This window comes from Idiomarina sp. T82-3 (assembly GCF_001577655.1).
GTDB lineage: Bacteria > Pseudomonadota > Gammaproteobacteria > Enterobacterales > Alteromonadaceae > Idiomarina > Idiomarina baltica.
Window position 1 is genome coordinate 119,236 of record NZ_LSBQ01000001.1, and the last position, 17,104, is coordinate 136,339.

A 17,104-nucleotide genomic window follows, 5' to 3' on the forward strand; every position below is an offset into this window, starting at 1 on the left:
ACAAAAAAAGCCTCCAGAGTGGAGGCTTTTTGCAATCTTTTACAGCTTCAATAATTATAAGCCAGCACGCTCTTTAATCGCCGCCGCAATAGGTGAACTGCCATGACCATTTTGCTGAGCCCATTCGTAATCGCCTGAACTTGCCAAGTCATCAACTGAAAGTCGACCAACCATAAAGGTGCCGATATCGTTTGAGCCGTTTGTCATTGCAAATTGCAATAACGACTGACCGTTGCACTGAATGCCCGAGTATACGTCACGCATACGTACACGTGAATCGCGTAACTTCTTCCGCAAACGCATCGTGTCATCGCCTTGTACATACGTACAAAGACTAAGTGCTAGTTCATTTTGTGCTTTAGCCGGCTCGCTGAAAGATACGCCCGCAATTGCCGTCGCGGCAATTAACGAACTTAAGATGAATGATTTCATTGTGTGACCCCCATCACTTACAACTGTTCACTTTTTCGCCGCGAATAATACTATGAAACGCTGACCCAATCAACGAAGCAAGTCGGAGTAACGCTTTGAAAAAACAACACTTTATTAACTTTCTTTGTCGAGTACTTTTATAGTATAGGCAGGTACTTGATCATCCGACGCGGCAACAAATTGCCGCTTAAGTTCTTGCCAGCTATGCGCTTTTTGATAATCAGGGAAGTATGTATCGCCTTCAACATCTAATTCGATTTCGGTAACATATAGACGGTCGCAATACGGGAAAAAAAGTTCATATATTTTTCCTCCACCAATAATCATCAACTCTTCAGCATCCCCAGCGGCGGCAAATGCTTGGTCGACATTTGCCACCCAAATTACGCCATTATCGGGGTCTTGGTGTCGATCGGGTTGCGAAGTTAATACAATATTCTTACGTCCTGGCAAGGGACGACCCAATGATTCAAACGTTCGCCGACCCATAACAATCGGCTTACCTAATGTAACTTTTTTGAAATATTGTAGCTCATTAGGAATATGCCATGGCATCGCATTGTCCTTTCCTATGACTCGATTATTCGCCATCGCGGCTATCATAGAAACTTTCATTGAATGTCGCCCTTTTTAGACATTACTTTTGGTAGATGACTTCGACACCGTCGTCATCATCATCGTCGTCATCAAAATCGTCTTCATCTTGATACTCTTCCAAGACTTCATCATGGTACGTATCCCATTTAAAGTCGACGGCTTCTTCCTCTTGCGCTTTTTGCGCTTCTTCATGAGGTGAAGGCAAAGTATCAATATACTCGACGACATCATGACACAACTGCTGCGTATTGCGGCCTTCCAATGCGGCGATTTGATAAACTGGACCTTCCCAGCCTAATCGCTCAACCAGGTCATCAACTAATTCTTGGCGTTCTTCCTCGAGTACGAGATCAACTTTATTGATCACTAACCAGCGCGGCTTTTCCGCCAACTTAGGACTGTATTTCTCCAGCTCTTCAATGATAACGCGCGCTTGTTCAACGGGATCGCTCTCATCAAATGGTGCTAAGTCGACAAGATGCAATAGCAGACGGCAGCGTTCTAAATGCTTCAAGAACTGTATACCTAAACCAGCACCTTCAGCGGCACCCTCAATCAAACCCGGAATATCAGCGATCACAAAGCTGTGGTGAGCCGCAGGTCGCACAACACCTAAATTGGGTACCAGAGTGGTAAACGGGTAATCCGCAACTTTAGGTTTTGCGGCAGATACCGAACGAATAAAGGTCGATTTACCTGCATTGGGCATGCCCAATAACCCGACGTCAGCCAACAGCATCAATTCGAGCTGAAGTTGTCGTACTTCACCCGGCGTACCATTGGTTTTTTGTCGCGGGGCACGGTTAACACTGCTTTTAAAACGCGTGTTACCTAGCCCATGAAAGCCACCTTTCGCCACGATGATGCGCTGACCGTGGCGTGTTAAATCCCCGATCACCTCACCCGTATCAATATCTTTCGCACGCGTACCAGGGGGCACTTTTAAGGTAATATCTTCACCCCGCTTACCCGTACAATTTTTACTCATTCCGTTTTGACCCCGCTCAGCACGGTGAAAGCGCTCAAAACGATAATCAATAAGGGTGTTGAGGTTTTCGTCGGCTTCTAAATAGACATCGCCGCCATCTCCGCCGTCGCCACCATCGGGGCCACCTTTGGGAATGTATTTTTCACGGCGAAAGCTGATACAGCCATTACCACCATCACCGGCTTCCACACGGATTTCTACTTCATCTACGAATTTCATGAGCGACTTCTTTTAGAACAATTCTTGAGGATACTAAGGTTAGCACATATGAAAAAGCCCTGCCGTAAAGGCAGGGCTTTTCAAATCTTTTGAGACAGCTGAAATTAGTCAGTGATTACACTGATAAATTTACGGTTTTTGCTGCCTTTAGTTTCGAAAGAAACTTTACCTTCCGCGGTCGCGAATAAGGTGTGATCTTTACCCATGCCTACGTTGCTACCAGCGTGGAATTTAGTACCACGTTGACGAACTAGGATGTTGCCTGCCAATACAGACTCACCACCGAAACGCTTAACACCCAGACGTTTACTCTCTGAGTCACGACCGTTTTTAGTAGAACCACCAGCCTTTTTGTGTGCCATGTGTCGTTACTCCTTAAATTAGCTGTTGATACCAGTGATTTTCACTTCTGTGAACCACTGACGGTGACCTTGTTGCTTACGTGAATGCTTACGACGACGGAATTTAACGATCTTCACTTTGTCGCCACGACCGTGATCAACGATCTCAGCTGTCACTTTGCCACCTGATACTAACGGCGCACCGATTTTTACATCGTTGCCGTCAGAAACCATAAGAACCTGGTCGAACTCAACTACGTCTCCGGTAGCTGCTTCCAGTTTTTCCAGGCGGACGATTTGGCCTTCAGTCACACGGTGCTGCTTACCGCCACTTTGGAATACTGCGTACATAGTAATCTCCACTGCCATTAGGCACTCGAATTTAAAATAGGTCGCGAATTCTACTGAATAAACAAAAGGATCGCAAGTAGTTTCTGGTGTTCTTTTATGATTCATTTGCGCACTTTTTCGAGTTATTCAACGTCGTTGCCAATGGCTAGCAACGCACGCTCATATATTGTAACATCCCATCTCCGTTAAATTTACGTAAAGCATCTCATATTATGATGGATCTGAAGTCCATTAACGATCTCGCACAAAAAGACATGCAAGGCGTTAACGCGCTCATTGGCGAACAGTTAAGCTCCGATGTAGCGCTGATCAATCAACTGGGCATGTATATTGTGAATAGTGGCGGTAAGCGACTACGCCCTCTGCTTGCTGTTCTCTCATGTCGTGCACTCGGTTATGAAGGCCGTGCCCACCTATCGCTGGCGACTATTATCGAATTTATTCACACCGCAACGTTGCTGCATGACGATGTCGTTGATGAATCGGAACTGCGCCGTGGTCGCAAGACCGCTAACGCGGTATTTGGTAATGAAGCCTCGGTACTCGTTGGTGACTTTCTATATACCCGCGCGTTCCAAATGATGGTTCAGCTCGACTCAATGACGATTTTGAGTATTTTAGCGGATGCCACGAACGTGATCGCAGAGGGTGAGGTTTTGCAGTTGATGAACTGTAATGATCCGGACACCACCGAAGCACGCTACTTTGATGTCATTTATGGCAAAACGGCGAAGTTGTTTGAGGCTGCGACACAACTGGCTGGCGTGCTTACCGAACAAGACAGCACAGTGACCGAACAATTGGCTGACTATGGTCGCTATTTGGGCACCGCGTTCCAATTGGTCGACGATCTGATGGATTATACATCCGATAGTCAAACCATGGGCAAAAACGCGGGCGATGATCTCGCTGAGGGTAAACCGACACTGCCGCTGTTATACGCGATGTGGCATGGTGATGAAGCTGCTCGCAAGTTGATTCGAGAAGCCATAGAACAAGGTGATGGGCGCGAACACTTAGAAACCGTGCTTGCGGCTATGCACGCCACGGGTGCGCTCGAGTACACTCGTCAAAAAGCGCTTGAGGCGGCGCAGCAGGCGCGGGAGAGTTTAGCCGTTTTACCTGAGTCAGATTATAAGCAAGCGTTGATCGCGCTGACTCATTTAGCGGTTGATCGCGTCGCATAATTAGGCTCATCACATAAATCAAACATAAAAAAACCGCATGCAAGCATGCGGTTTTTTTGTTCGCTTCGCGATTAAGATGCGAAGTCGATACCTTTTTGGATATCGCCTTTCAAACCGTCGAGCATGTCATCCATGCACTTTTGTTCGAATGCGCTTAACTCACCGTAAGATAGGATTTCTTCTGCACCATTCTTGCCTAAGCGAACTGGCTGTGCGAAGAATTTAGCGTTATCACCAGGACCTTCAACGTAAGTGCACTCGATAGTGTCCTGACCTTGCAATCCGTTAACTAATGACAAGCAGAAACGAGCTGCGGCTTGACCCATTGATAGTGTTGCAGAACCGCCGCCTGCTTTCGCTTCAACAACTTCGGTACCCGCATTCTGGATACGGTGAGTCAAATCTTTGATTTCCTGCTCAGTGAACTCAACGCCTTCGACTTGTGACAACAGTGGCAGAATCGTCGTGCCGCTGTGGCCGCCAATTACTGGCACAGTGACATTAGCAGGATTCAAACCACGCAGTTCAGCAACAAAAGCTTCAGAACGGATAACGTCAAGTGTCGTTACGCCGAAAAGTTTTTGTTTATTATAAACGCCCTTTTGCTTCAATACTTCAGCCGCAATAGGAACCGTTGTATTCACTGGGTTAGTAATGATACCGACGCACGCGTCTGGACAGTTATCTGCGACGCCTTCGACAAGGTTTTTAACGATGCCGGCGTTCATGTTGAACAGGTCAGAGCGGTCCATGCCTGGCTTACGCGGAACACCTGCTGGAATCAAAACGATATCGCTACCAACAAGCGCCGACGCTAAATCATCTTTACCGTAACCGGTAACTTTTACGTCAGTTGGGATGTGGCTCAGATCAACCGCTACACCAGGAACAACTGGGGCAACGTCATATAAAGACAGTTCAGAACCCGCAGGTAGTTGAGTTTTTAACAACAAAGATAACGCCTGGCCGATACCACCGGCCGCACCTAATACGGCTACTTTCATCTCAGACTCCGTTTTTATGTTGGATTAGTGACTGCATAAGCATAGAATAGTTATGCGGATATGGCGCAAAACTGTACTCCAATAGGGCTTAAAATACAAATAAACTGATCTAGGCGAAGGGCATGACACAAGCAAAACTACTGGCAGCATTTAAAGCATTATTGAAAGAAGAACGCTACGGTTCACAAGGTGAAATCGTTGAGGCACTCAAGCAACAAGGCTTTAGCAATGTCAGTCAATCCAAGGTTTCGCGTATGCTTAGTAAGCATGGTGCAGTGCGAACACGGAATGCTAAACAAGAGATGGTGTACTGTTTACCCGCCGAAATATCAGTGCCCTCGGCTAAAGCACCATTAAACCAACTTGTTTTGGATATTCAGCACAATGATGTCATGGTCATTATTCGTACTAGCCCGGGTGCCGCACAACTCATTGCTCGCTTACTTGATTCTGTCGGTAAAAAGGAAGGCGTACTTGGAACCATCGCGGGCGACGACACCATTTTTATCGCGCCGTTAAAGGTCTCTGAGATCGATTTTACCTTAGAAAAAGTAAAGTCGTTATTTGAGGCACACTCGGTCGTACCGGACAACGAAAGTTAAATAGCGATTCGCGGGCTCAGCAAGCCGAGCGTTCTAGACTCAATGCAAGAAACGCCCGGCTCGGCACGAAGAATGCCGAATTGACTGTGGCTTGCGTGTAATCGAGCAAAGGGTCGTATTGGTTCGAGTCATCTTCTTGATAGCGCTGCTTGAGCCAGTTCACTACGGCCTTTGGCTGGCATGTAAAATACATCGCTAACATACCCTGCTCTCGCGTATCACCCCACGCCATATTTTGCCGTAATAAAGGAATAGGTTGCTCATTTTTATCAAGCAAGCGCGTTTTACTGGCATGAGTGACACCGATAATGTCGGCCTCGGGTAACTTTTCCGAGGTGACTTTATCACGTCCTAATACCTGCTCCTGACGCTCAATACCGAGATAGTCCCAACGCTTTAAATCATGTTTAAACTTTTGCACGAACAGATAACTACTGTGCTCAAACAAGTCACTTTGTTGTTTGTCGATTAGCGCTACATTTCGGCGGCGTAAACCACGTGGATTATCAGGCGCATCAACGAATCCCATCAGATCACGGCCATCGAGATAACGGAAGCTATGAACATGCTCCGCGATTTCGATATCATAACCCAACCACTCATTAAGTGTGCGAGCGGCTAAGTAATTGGCATCATAGCGATCTGATCGGAGGTTAATCAGCAAATCGAACACCTGCTCGGGCGCATCTCTATGGCCCTCTCGCAGCTCGGGGAAGCTACCAAAGCCCTCGGGACGATGCTCAGGATAAAGAATATCCCAATACTCACTGCCAATCGCGATAAACCCATTCAACATCGCTTCCGAGAAGCGATCGCTGAGTTCATCTATAATCGATGGAATACGAGCAATTTTGCGACGCATGACATCAACATCATCCGTCATGACATGGCAAAACAAAGTGAGTCCATGTAGATTAGGCTCGTCACAAATTCCGGATTGCGCTTTAAACAAAGTGTATCTCCGTTCCAGTTAAACGTTGTTTTAGTTATTTTTACATTCATCGGAACTGCAGGCATTATAGAATGCCTGTAAATCACACAGAATCGCAAGGAAAAATCATGCGCCAATTGATTTTAGCCGCCAGTATTGTCTCACTGGTATCGTGTGCAAGCCAATCGCATACACCGCCGAACGCTGAAACTCATCAAGTCAGTCAGCAAACTTCATTGACCGAGTCGTTTCATACACTGGCCAATACTGTTTGGGAAGACTTATCAGCAAGCCACAAAACGGCATTACCGGACATGTCCCCAGCGGCACTTAATGCGCGTTATCAGAAGCACGCAAAGTGGTTAGCACAACTTGATGCGATTGATGTCAGCCAGCTCAGTTCTCAAGATCGCATTAACCATGCAATGATCTCATATTCACTTAAAAATAGCGTCGACGAGTATCGCTTTAAAGCTCATTATATGCCACTCACTGCAGAGGGCTCATTTCATTCGTCATTGGCGTTCATGCCAGGTAATACGCGGTTTGAGTCGACTCAGGATTATCGCGACTACCTTAGTAAGCTAGCAACTATTCAGCGGTACATGACACAACAAACTAACTGGCTGCGTAAGGCAATTGAGGAAGGCTACACGCAACCGAAAGCAGCGATGGAAGGATTTGAAGAAAGTATCCTTGCCTATATTGTGCAAGATCCTGAGCAAAGTGTTTATTTTGACCCGTTCAAACAACAACCTCGCTTTGTTGATGATGCCACTTGGGCTGAACTGCAACAACAAGCGCGAAACGTCATCGATAACCAGATTATGCCAGCTTACGATGACTACTTTACTTTTATGGTCACCGAGTACTTGCCGAACTCACGTGATTCAATCGGCGCTTATGACTTACCTAATGGAAAAGCGTTTTATAAGAACCGTATCGAGCATTACACGACAACCGACATGACCGCCGAAGAAATCCACGAAATTGGGTTGAGCGAAGTTAAGCGTATTCGTGCAGAAATGGATGAAGTAATTGCGGAATCAGGCTTTGACGGTGATTTTGATGAATTCGTTGAATTCTTGCGTACCGATGATCAGTTTTATGCAGACACGCCGGAAGAGTTGCTCGCAACCGCTGCGCTGGTCGCTAAAAAGATGGATGGTAAACTACCGGGCTTATTCAAAACGTTGCCACGTAAGCCCTATGGTATTGCGCCTGTACCAGACGAGATTGCTCCCAAGTACACAACCGGTCGTTATAAAGGCTCAAACCGTGCTGACCAAGCGGGCTATTATTGGGTAAATACTTATGCATTGGATCGTCGTCCACTGTATCAAATCCCCGCATTGACCTTGCACGAGGCCGTACCAGGTCACCATTTGCAGAATGCAATCGCCGGAGAGATGGAAAATGTGCCAGAGTATCGCCAGCAAACTTATATTTCTGCTTTTGGTGAAGGCTGGGGCTTGTACTCTGAATATTTGGGTTTAGAAGCCGGTTTTTATCAAGATCCATACAGCAACTTTGGTCGCCTAAGCTATGAGATGTGGCGTGCGGCACGTTTAGTGGTAGACACCGGTATGCATGCCATGGGCTGGAGCCGTGAACGCGCAATTGACTTTATGGCGAGCAACACCGCCCTATCGTTGCATAACGTGAAAACTGAAATTGATCGGTATATCACTTGGCCCGCTCAGGCACTGTCCTATAAGCTGGGTGAGTTGAAAATCAAAGCACTGCGCAAGCGAGCAGAAGACGAGCTTGGTAGTGATTTTGATCTACGCGAGTTCCACGATGCGATACTCGAGAACGGCAGTGTGCCACTGGATGTGTTAGAGCAGCATATTAATCAATGGATTGATGACCAAAAGTCGGCCTAACCAAGACGACTGATAGATAAATAAAAGGCTTGCCAAATACGGCAAGCCTTTTTTATGAGCCGATGTTATCGACTACGATGATTTAGGTGTTTTAACTCGCTGCACAACGGCATACATCACTGGGACGACAAACAATGTCAGTACCGTTGCAAAACCTAAACCAAACATAATGACCGTCGCCATACTCGCAAAGAAGTCATCCAGTAATAGCGGTAACATGCCTAATATCGTGGTTGCAGCGGCCATAAATACCGGTCTTACACGACTGACCGAAGCATCCACTAAAGCTTGATACGCAGGCTTACCCTCCTCAAGCTCAACATTTACCTGCTCAAGTAATACCACACCGTTTTTGATTAGCATGCCGGAAAGACTGAGAAAACCTAACAGTGCCATAAACCCGAAAGGCATATTCAGCACTAACAAGCCTAAGGTGACACCCACAATCGATAAGGGCACTGTAGTCCACAACACAGTCGCTAGACGGATCGAATTGAACAACAATACGGTAATAATGAACATCGCGAGAAATCCGAGTGGTAAAGAACCAAATAGTGCTTTCTGCGCTTTATTGGATGCCTCATGCTCACCGCCCCACTCGATAGAGTAACCGAGTGGTAGTTCCATCTGTTCAACTTTGGGTTTTACTCGCGCAAATACAGCCGCCGCCGTTTCGTTACCGAGCACGTCGTGATCGGCCATCACTGTCAGCGTCCGTTTTCTATCACGACGCATAATCAGGGCGTTTTCCCAGACCACATTAATATCTTGAACCACTTGTCCTAGCGGTAAGTAGCGATCAAGCACAGGACTGTATATTTGCAATTCGCGCCAGTTATCCAAGTCAACTCGCTCTTGCGCCGGCGCGCGCGAGATAATCGGTAATAAATCAGTTCCGTCGCGATAAATGCCAACGGTGCGACCTTCAAAATTGGTTTTGAGTAAATGGTCTACATCTTGTTTAGTAATACCCAAACGACGCGCGGCCGCTTCATCAAATTGCGGTCGAAGCAACTTGGTCTTTTGGCGCCAATCATGACGAATATTCATCGCCCCAGGATCGTCGCGTAAAATTGTCTCAGCTTGCTGAGCCAGTTTGCGTAAGACCTCCGGATCAGGACCGCTGATGCGCGCTTCTATCTTAGCGGGCGTTGCTGGACCAATATTGACACGTATGAGTTTATCTTCGACCTGAGGGTGATGTTCTCTTAAATACTGACGTGTCTCTGCCATGACATTCATCATGGTGTCTTTGTCAGCGACCCTTACGATCAACTGCGCGTAACTTTCGTAAGACTTTTCGACCAAGTAAGTCAGGGTAAAGCGCGGCGCTCCCTGACCAACGGTGGTCGCAACTGAGGCGACTTCTGGTTGCGCCAATAAGTATTGCTCAGCACGTCTTGCATCCTGAGACGTAAAACGAATGTCAGTGCCTTCTGGATACCAAAGGTCGACGTAAAACATGGGCGTCGTCGACGGTGGAAAAAATGCCTGTTTAACTTGTTTGAAGCCCACCGCCGAAGTGACCAAGAGCGCCAGCATCGCTAACATGGTCAGCAAACGATGCTGCAAGCACCACGATAATACACGTCGATAACCTTTAAACACCGGATGACCATACACATCATCACCATCCGCCGCCAATTTATCCCCCTCTTTATACATTCGGTCGGCTAAGAATGGAATAAGTGTCAGCGCGGTTATCCAACTGAGTAGTAACGAAATCAACAACACCCAAAACAGGCTTCCGGCAAATTCCCCCGTCGCATCAGAAGATAACCCGATAGGTGCAAAGGCGATAATGCCAATCACGGTGGCACCGAGCAGTGGCCATTGATTCTGGCGAACCACGGTCACCGCGGCTTTAAGCTTGGTTTGTCCGCGTTGCATACCGACCATCATACCATCGGCAATAACAATGGCGTTATCCACCAGCATACCCAGCGCAATGATGAGCGCTCCTAGTGACACCCGCTGGAGGTTGATATCAAAAATATTCATGAAGATGAACGTGCCCAATACGGTTAATAGCAGCACGCCACCAATGAGAATCCCACTGCGAAAGCCCATACTCAGTAAAAGAGCGATAATCACAATGACTACGGCTTCGACCAAATTCATCAAGAAATTATCGACCGAGTTTTCGACCTCGTGTGGCTGGTCGTAAATACGCTCCACGCTCATGCCCACGGGTTGAGCATAGCTCAACTCGTCCAAACGTTGGTTAATACGCTGTCCTACGTCAACCACGTTGACATTATCTGCAAATGAGACGCCTAGCCAAATTGAGGGCTGTCCATTGAAGCGTACAATATGACTGGGAATTTCTTTGGTATCACGGTAAATCTGTGCGACGTCACGTAAGTAAATCCGTTGCTCGGCTCCCGGATTACTAATCACCAAATTAGCAAGCTCTTCCACGGATTCAAATTCACCTGTTGTGGCAATCCGAAAACGCTCCTCGTCTACCGTGACTCGCCCAGCATCGGCCACGGTATTTTGTGTGGTTAGCAAGTTAGCGATACGACTCGTGGGAATACCAACATTTGAGAGCTTAGACCGTGATACTTCAACAATCACCTGCTCTTGCTGTTCGCCACTGGCGATCACTTTGCCGACGCCCTCCACCAGCACCAATTCACGACGTAGGAAGTCTGCGTAATATTCGATGTCTTGATAATCATAACCGTCACCGGTAATGGCGAGCAGCACACCATAAACATCAGCGAAATCGTCACGAATGATCGGTTGTTGTGTTCCTGGCGGTAAATTACGCGCGCTGTCATTGATTTTACGGCGCAATTCATCCCAAATTTGCTCTAGATCATCAGCGCGATAAGTGGACTTCATTTCAACGGTTATTTGCGACAGGCCGGGCTTCGAGATCGAGCGAATATTATCGACGTAACTGAGCGACTGGATGGCATTTTCAAGTGGGTAAGTAACCTCTTCTTCGACTTGTTGTGCCGATGAGCCTGGGTAGGCGGTGATTACCATGGCTTGCTTAATAGTAAACTTGGGGTCTTCAAGTCGCCCAAGCTGTAATAAACTGACAATGCCCCCAACCAGTAGAACAATAAGCAACAGCCAACTACTGGTTTTTCGCTCCATACTGTATTGAGCTATATTCATTACAGCCCCCGCTCACGCTGCCATTCACGCACTTGCTGCTGCGGCTGTAGTTGGTATACACCCGCGCTGACGATACGCTCACCCGCTGCGAGCCCATCAGTGACGAGTAGACCCTCGTTGGTCATGTTCCCGACTTCGACGCTTCGCTTTTCGACTTGCATTTGCGCATCGACGACCCATACATAATGTTGGTTATCTTGCTCATCAAACACGGCGGTCGAAGGCACTAACACGCCTTCCAGAGTGCCGCGCATAACTTGCCGTAAATCGACAATAACCGTTGCAGTCATGCCTGGCAGAATATTCAATTCATCGGGGCGAGGTAAGGTAAACACGACCTCATAGGTGTTGGTAGCGGGATCTGCCTGGGAGTCCCACTCTTTCAAATGACCGACAAAGCGTTTTTGTGGCGCAGCATCAAATACTACCGTCGGCTCATAATTAAGGTTTTTATTCACTTGCGCAAAGAGATTTTCCGGCACTTGGATAGAAACATCCACTGCGTTGGCTATTTGCAAAGTCGCAATGGGTTGCTTTGCTTGAACATTTTCGTAGCGCTCAACAGGTCGTTGAGCTATTACACCATCAAAAGGTGCGCGTAGCTCGGTATAGCCTAAGTTAGCCTTGGTGGTTTCATAATTCGCTCGGGCAACAGCCAGCTGCGACTCAATTTGATCGAACTGCGCCTCGGACATCAGCCCCTGCGCAACCAGCTTCTTGTTGCGTTGATACTGTGACGACGCCAAGTCGAATTGCGCTTTTGCTTGTTCCATCGCCAGACGGTAGTCCGTCGGGTCAAGGCGAGCAATGAGGTCGCCTTTTTTGACCTGGGCGCCCGCCCTTACTGGTAGCTCCTTGACCTCACCCGCAACACGAAAGGTCAACTGTGCCACTTCGGCGGCTTCAACGACGGCTGGAAATTGGCGTAGTTGTTCCCCGCCGGCATCTTGCACCGTGACGATCCGCACTGGGCGAGGTGGCTTCTCTGCCGAGACGTTGCTGGATGCAGGTTCGGAACATGCTGTTAACAAAAACGCCGTGCATAGCGTGATGCAGCCAATCATTCGATTCATTTTGGAACTCCCATTGGGCGCAAGTTAATAGGAAAAACTTTGCTTATCGCTTAGTTTAGCGTTAAATTTAATTTAGTTATATTGAAAAAATCTTTTTAACTACTTCAATTTTAATGAATATACTGCATCTTAAAATGATGGCGAGCGTCGCCGCTTCGGGCTCGCTTCAAAAAAGTGCTCAGCAACTGCACCGTAGCCAGTCAGCCATTAGTATGGCACTCAAAAAGCTCGAGCAAGAGGCTGGCTTTGCACTATTTAATCGGGACGGTTACCGTCTGCAACTGACAGCGCACGGTCAACAGTTTTTACGACAAGCTGAAGAAGTCTTGCGCCAGCATGAGCGCTTGGATACGTTATCCAGTCGTTTGCGCACCGGCGCTGAACCCCATTTAACGCTTTGTTTTGACCACACCTGCGATGCGCGTTATTGGTTCGATGCCATAACCTTAGTACAAAGCGAATTTCCCGCCACCGAATTACGCTTTGAAGGCGAATCGCAACTACGAGCCTTGCGACGCATTAATCAGGGTGAAGCCGATCTCGCGATTTGTCCTTGGCTGCCGTTGTTTCGACAGTACGGCGAATTTGAGACACTCAAAGTGAGCCCTTTTCAACTTGTCGTTGTAATGCATAGTCAACTTGGCAAAGAAAATGGCGGTGTGCCTGATAATCGGCAGCAACTGTTGGGGCTACCGATGTTGGTGCCGCAAGTACTCGAAGTCGGTATTAATGTCGACGCTATCCTCAAACTCCCGAGTCAGCGACGTATTCAAACCAGTGACGTGGCGACACAACGAGATATGCTCGTTGCTGGTCTAGGTTGGGGGGCGATTCCTATGCACATGGCCGCACCTTATTTGGCCAGTGGCGAGTTGGTACAAATCGAAATTCCGGGGTTCGTGCAACGGGTCAATTTAGAAGTACACATTATACGTTCGGCAATACGCAGTCCGGGTCCTGCGGCTGAGGCCATTTGGCAAGCATTTGCCGAAAAGACCGTTGATAGCTAAAACCTTCTGTTATTCATAGTATTTATACCCTACATTGTCTGATTTATAGCCGCGTGCCGTGTGAATTAGCGGGAAAATGCGTATAATGCCCGCCACTAGTGAAGTCATTATTTCTCATGCAAACACACAAGAGGTAACTGGAGTGCTAAAAGAATATCGTCAGCACGTTGAAGAGCGTGCCGCTGAGGGCATCCCTCCGAAGCCATTAACGGCTGAACAAGTTGCAGATTTAGTTGAGCTGCTAAAAAACCCACCCGCGGGTGAAGAAGCGTTTTTAGTCGAGCTCCTTTCAGAGCGTGTACCTCCAGGCGTCGATGAAGCGGCTTATGTGAAAGCAGGCTTCTTGAGCGCAGTTGTTAAAGGCGACGTCGAAAGCCCTGTTATCAGTAAAGAACAAGCCGTTAAATTGTTGGGCAACATGCACGGTGGCTATAACATCGAGACTTTAGTCGCGTTGTTAGATGACGCTGAATTAGGTCGTCTTGCGGCTGAAGAGCTTAAGCACACCATCTTGATGTTCGACGCCTTCCACGACGTTGAAGAAAAAATGAAAGCAGGCAACGCGCTTGCAAAAGAAGTCGTTGAATCATGGGCTGAAGGTGAGTGGTTCACTAGCCGTGACAAGATGGCGGACGAAATCAAAGCGACTGTATTTAAAGTAACGGGTGAGACCAACACCGATGATTTATCACCTGCACCGGATGCATGGTCACGTCCTGACATTCCTTTGCACGCTAAGGCGATGTACAAAATGCCGCGTGAAGGCATCACCAATGCCGGCGAGCAAATTGAAGAACTTAAGAAGAAAGGTCACCCCGTTGCATTCGTAGGCGATGTTGTGGGTACTGGCTCTTCACGTAAGTCAGCGACTAACTCTGTACTGTGGAACATCGGTGAAGATATGCCAGGTACGCCAAACAAGCGTGCAGGCGGTATCTGTATCGGCGGTAAAGTTGCACCTATCTTCTTTAACACGATGAAGGACGCGGGCGCATTAGTATTTGAGGCCGACGTTGAGAAAATGAACATGGGCGATGTGATCAGCATCTTCCCATACGAAGGCAAAATCAAAAACGAAACGGGCGAAGTGATCGCTGAATATGATTACGCATCGCGCGTTATCCTAGACGAAGTGCGTGCAGGTGGCCGTATCAACTTGATCATCGGTCGTGGTTTGACTGCAAAAGCGCGTGAATCATTGGGCTTAGGCGCAAGCGATTTATTCTTAACGCCTGAGCAACCACAAGACAGTGGTAAGGGCTACAGCCTTGCTCAGAAACTGGTCGGTAAAGCATGCGGTATGGAGGGCGTACGCCCAGGTACTTACTGTGAGCCGCAAATGGCAACCGTAGGTTCACAGGATACCACCGGTCCAATGACCCGTGACGAACTCAAAGACTTAGCGTGCCTTGGCTTTAACTCTGACTTGGTCATGCAGTCATTCTGTCACACCTCTGCGTACCCTAAACCGGTTGATGTTGAGACTCAGCACACGTTGCCAGACTTCATCATGAACCGTGGCGGTGTATCACTGCGCCCAGGCGACGGTATCATCCACAGCTGGTTAAACCGTATGTTATTACCAGACACAGTAGGTACTGGCGGTGACTCTCATACTCGTTTCCCTCTGGGTATTTCTTTCCCTGCGGGTTCTGGTTTGGTCGCTTTCGCTGCAGCAACGGGCGTTATGCCACTGGATATGCCTGAGTCTGTATTGGTGCGTTTTAAAGGTAAGATGCAGCCAGGTATCACATTACGTGATCTTGTTCATGCGATCCCAGCGTTTGCGATTAAAGACGGTTTGTTAACAGTCGAGAAACGCGGTAAGAAAAACGCATTCTCGGGTCGTATCTTAGAAATTGAAGGCCTTGAGCATCTAACTGTTGAGCAAGCGTTCGAATTGTCAGACGCTTCTGCAGAGCGTTCAGCGGCAGGTTGTACTATCAACCTTTCAGAAGAGTCAGTGGGTGAGTACTTACGCTCAAACATCACTATGTTGCGTTGGATGATCAACGAAGGCTATGGTGATGCACGTACACTTGAACGCCGTGCGCGTAAGATGGAAGAATGGCTTGAGAACCCGTCGTTAATGCGTGCAGATAAAGACGCTGAATACGCAGAAGTGATTGAAATCGACCTTGATGAAATCAAAGAGCCTATCGTTTGTTGTCCGAACGACCCTGACGACGCTAAATTCTTGAGTGAAGTCGCTGGCGATAAAGTTGACGAAGTCTTCATCGGTTCTTGTATGACCAATATCGGTCACTTCCGTGCAGCCGGTAAGTTGCTTGAGAAGAACTCAGATCCGTTGAACACGCGCTTATGGATTGCGCCGCCAACGAAAATGGATAAGGCTCAGCTTGAGACTGAAGGTTACTACGACATTTACGAACGTAATGGCGTTCGTACTGAGATGCCGGGTTGTTCACTGTGCATGGGTAACCAAGCACGTGTGGAGCCAAACTCAACAGTGTTATCGACCTCAACGCGTAACTTCCCTAACCGTTTAGGTGATGGCGCAAACGTTTACCTTACTTCTGCAGAACTTGCAGCAGTCGGTGCTATCGTGGGTCGTTTACCGACACCAGAAGAGTACCTCGAGTACGCGCAGGATATTAATGCGATGGCTGGCGAAGTTTATAAGTATCTAAACTTTGACCAAATGGATGCGTTCCGTGACGCTGAAAAAGCAGCGAAAGAGAACATTATCCCGACTATCAACGTTGCTTAATCGCAGCGCCTGATTAAATCAAAGTAAAAAGCCTCGCAGTTTTGCTGCGAGGCTTTTTTAATGATCAATTAACAGCCGTCAGTTTTATTTGCGACAAATGTGCCGCGTGAATTAATCGGTTGGGTAAAGTAAACGCGACAGTTGTCATCGGCTATCTCACCGTCATCATCACGATCAAAACCAATATAGGTTTGATGACGTTCACCGACTTCAATAATGACATCCTCTGAGAAACTTACCATTTTTGCCACCTCAAAGTTATCAGGCCCCAATTGACCCACGTCATTTTTTATTAGCTTGATGTCACGGCTGACATTATTACGCGGATTCTCTTGGTCTGACGTGGCATCGGCTTCAATAATGCCGTCACCATTAACATCTAACCACGGACTGCCATTCACGTATATAACGCGGTTAGGTAGCTGCAACGCAGCATCAATATGTTTGGAGGCTTCCGTCAAGGTACCCGACATCGACTTAACCGCATTGGTCCGTGCTGCGGTACCAAAGTCAAAAAACTTAGGCGCCGCCGTCACCGCTAAGACACCAATGACCACAATAACAATAATCAACTCAATCAGGGTAAAACCTGCATTTAACGTCTGTTTACTCAAAAGGGA

Annotated in this window: 15 protein-coding genes; 5 read left to right on the plus strand and 10 right to left on the minus strand. The window is 47.6% G+C overall.

Annotated features, from left to right (window positions below; all coding sequences use genetic code 11):
- Positions 1–54: 54 nt before the first annotated feature.
- The 5 genes from AWU56_RS00530 to rplU form a co-directional block, all read right to left on the minus strand.
- The gene (locus tag AWU56_RS00530; protein ID WP_286681475.1) at positions 55–432 is read right to left on the minus strand and encodes a DUF3718 domain-containing protein; all 378 of its coding nucleotides are present in this window, start codon (positions 430–432) and stop codon (positions 55–57) included.
- 114 nt (positions 433–546) lie between these two features.
- Positions 547–1,047 carry a type 3 dihydrofolate reductase gene (gene folA, locus AWU56_RS00535; RefSeq protein ID WP_006956699.1) on the minus strand — a complete coding sequence of 167 codons (501 nt, stop codon included), beginning with the start codon at positions 1,045–1,047 and terminating at the stop codon, positions 547–549.
- A gap of 22 nt (positions 1,048–1,069) precedes the next feature.
- Positions 1,070–2,236 (minus strand): Obg family GTPase CgtA, encoded by a 1,167-nt coding sequence (cgtA, locus tag AWU56_RS00540; RefSeq protein WP_286681476.1) that lies wholly within the window; start codon positions 2,234–2,236, stop codon positions 1,070–1,072.
- A gap of 104 nt (positions 2,237–2,340) precedes the next feature.
- A complete protein-coding gene (gene rpmA / locus AWU56_RS00545) occupies positions 2,341–2,598 on the minus strand; it encodes a 50S ribosomal protein L27 (RefSeq protein WP_006956701.1) in 258 nt (85 codons plus the stop codon).
- 18 nt (positions 2,599–2,616) lie between these two features.
- Positions 2,617–2,928: a 50S ribosomal protein L21 gene (rplU, locus tag AWU56_RS00550; RefSeq protein WP_006956702.1), complete on the minus strand. Its 312-nt coding sequence runs from the start codon at positions 2,926–2,928 to the stop codon at positions 2,617–2,619.
- A 215-nt stretch (positions 2,929–3,143) separates the two neighbouring features.
- Here rplU and ispB point away from each other — a divergent pair, with 215 nt between their 5' ends.
- The gene (gene ispB, locus AWU56_RS00555; RefSeq protein ID WP_286681546.1) at positions 3,144–4,115 is read left to right on the plus strand and encodes an octaprenyl diphosphate synthase; all 972 of its coding nucleotides are present in this window, start codon (positions 3,144–3,146) and stop codon (positions 4,113–4,115) included.
- A gap of 71 nt (positions 4,116–4,186) precedes the next feature.
- On the opposite strand, the gene mdh is transcribed toward ispB, so the two are convergent.
- Positions 4,187–5,119 carry a malate dehydrogenase gene (gene mdh, locus AWU56_RS00560; RefSeq protein WP_006956704.1) on the minus strand — a complete coding sequence of 311 codons (933 nt, stop codon included), beginning with the start codon at positions 5,117–5,119 and terminating at the stop codon, positions 4,187–4,189.
- A 122-nt stretch (positions 5,120–5,241) separates the two neighbouring features.
- On the opposite strand from mdh, the gene argR reads away from it, so the two are divergent.
- Positions 5,242–5,721 carry a transcriptional regulator ArgR gene (gene argR / locus AWU56_RS00565; RefSeq protein ID WP_272978592.1) on the plus strand — a complete coding sequence of 160 codons (480 nt, stop codon included), beginning with the start codon at positions 5,242–5,244 and terminating at the stop codon, positions 5,719–5,721.
- A gap of 16 nt (positions 5,722–5,737) precedes the next feature.
- Here the strand turns inward: argR and AWU56_RS00570 are convergent, their stop codons facing one another.
- Positions 5,738–6,673 (minus strand): Dyp-type peroxidase, encoded by a 936-nt coding sequence (locus AWU56_RS00570; protein ID WP_286681477.1) that lies wholly within the window; start codon positions 6,671–6,673, stop codon positions 5,738–5,740.
- 107 nt (positions 6,674–6,780) lie between these two features.
- Between AWU56_RS00570 and AWU56_RS00575 the strand changes: the two genes are divergently transcribed.
- Positions 6,781–8,538 carry a DUF885 domain-containing protein gene (locus AWU56_RS00575; protein WP_286681478.1) on the plus strand — a complete coding sequence of 586 codons (1,758 nt, stop codon included), beginning with the start codon at positions 6,781–6,783 and terminating at the stop codon, positions 8,536–8,538.
- A gap of 72 nt (positions 8,539–8,610) precedes the next feature.
- Here AWU56_RS00575 and AWU56_RS00580 read toward each other — a convergent pair whose 3' ends face one another.
- On the minus strand, positions 8,611–11,670 hold the full coding sequence (locus AWU56_RS00580; protein ID WP_272978586.1) for an efflux RND transporter permease subunit: 3,060 nt from the start codon (positions 11,668–11,670) through the stop codon (positions 8,611–8,613).
- Positions 11,670–12,743: an efflux RND transporter periplasmic adaptor subunit gene (locus AWU56_RS00585; RefSeq protein WP_286681479.1), complete on the minus strand. Its 1,074-nt coding sequence runs from the start codon at positions 12,741–12,743 to the stop codon at positions 11,670–11,672. Before AWU56_RS00585 ends, AWU56_RS00580 begins: the two co-directional genes overlap by 1 nt.
- Positions 12,744–12,856: 113 nt before the next feature.
- On the opposite strand from AWU56_RS00585, the gene AWU56_RS00590 reads away from it, so the two are divergent.
- Both AWU56_RS00590 and AWU56_RS00595 read left to right on the plus strand, forming a co-directional pair.
- Positions 12,857–13,753, plus strand: a complete 897-nt coding sequence (locus tag AWU56_RS00590) for a LysR family transcriptional regulator (RefSeq protein WP_286681480.1) — start codon at positions 12,857–12,859, stop codon at positions 13,751–13,753.
- Positions 13,754–13,895: 142 nt separating this feature from the next.
- Positions 13,896–16,484 carry a bifunctional aconitate hydratase 2/2-methylisocitrate dehydratase gene (locus AWU56_RS00595; protein ID WP_286681547.1) on the plus strand — a complete coding sequence of 863 codons (2,589 nt, stop codon included), beginning with the start codon at positions 13,896–13,898 and terminating at the stop codon, positions 16,482–16,484.
- Between the two features lie 68 nt (positions 16,485–16,552).
- Here the strand turns inward: AWU56_RS00595 and AWU56_RS00600 are convergent, their stop codons facing one another.
- Positions 16,553–17,098 carry a prepilin-type N-terminal cleavage/methylation domain-containing protein gene (locus AWU56_RS00600; RefSeq protein ID WP_286681481.1) on the minus strand — a complete coding sequence of 182 codons (546 nt, stop codon included), beginning with the start codon at positions 17,096–17,098 and terminating at the stop codon, positions 16,553–16,555.
- Positions 17,099–17,104: the final 6 nt, after the last annotated feature.

Bases quoted from the DNA above. Each gene is read 5' to 3' on its own strand.
- AWU56_RS00530 (WP_286681475.1), bottom strand. From the start codon at position 432: ATGAAATCATTCATCTTAAGTTCGTTAATTGCCGCGACGGCAATTGCG.
- folA (WP_006956699.1), bottom strand. From the start codon at position 1,047: ATGAAAGTTTCTATGATAGCCGCGATGGCGAATAATCGAGTCATAGGA.
- cgtA (WP_286681476.1), bottom strand. From the start codon at position 2,236: ATGAAATTCGTAGATGAAGTAGAAATCCGTGTGGAAGCCGGTGATGGT.
- rpmA (WP_006956701.1), bottom strand. From the start codon at position 2,598: ATGGCACACAAAAAGGCTGGTGGTTCTACTAAAAACGGTCGTGACTCA.
- rplU (WP_006956702.1), bottom strand. From the start codon at position 2,928: ATGTACGCAGTATTCCAAAGTGGCGGTAAGCAGCACCGTGTGACTGAA.
- ispB (WP_286681546.1), top strand. From the start codon at position 3,144: ATGGATCTGAAGTCCATTAACGATCTCGCACAAAAAGACATGCAAGGC.
- mdh (WP_006956704.1), bottom strand. From the start codon at position 5,119: ATGAAAGTAGCCGTATTAGGTGCGGCCGGTGGTATCGGCCAGGCGTTA.
- argR (WP_272978592.1), top strand. From the start codon at position 5,242: ATGACACAAGCAAAACTACTGGCAGCATTTAAAGCATTATTGAAAGAA.
- AWU56_RS00575 (WP_286681478.1), top strand. From the start codon at position 6,781: ATGCGCCAATTGATTTTAGCCGCCAGTATTGTCTCACTGGTATCGTGT.
- AWU56_RS00580 (WP_272978586.1), bottom strand. From the start codon at position 11,670: ATGAATATAGCTCAATACAGTATGGAGCGAAAAACCAGTAGTTGGCTG.
- AWU56_RS00585 (WP_286681479.1), bottom strand. From the start codon at position 12,743: ATGAATCGAATGATTGGCTGCATCACGCTATGCACGGCGTTTTTGTTA.
- AWU56_RS00590 (WP_286681480.1), top strand. From the start codon at position 12,857: ATGAATATACTGCATCTTAAAATGATGGCGAGCGTCGCCGCTTCGGGC.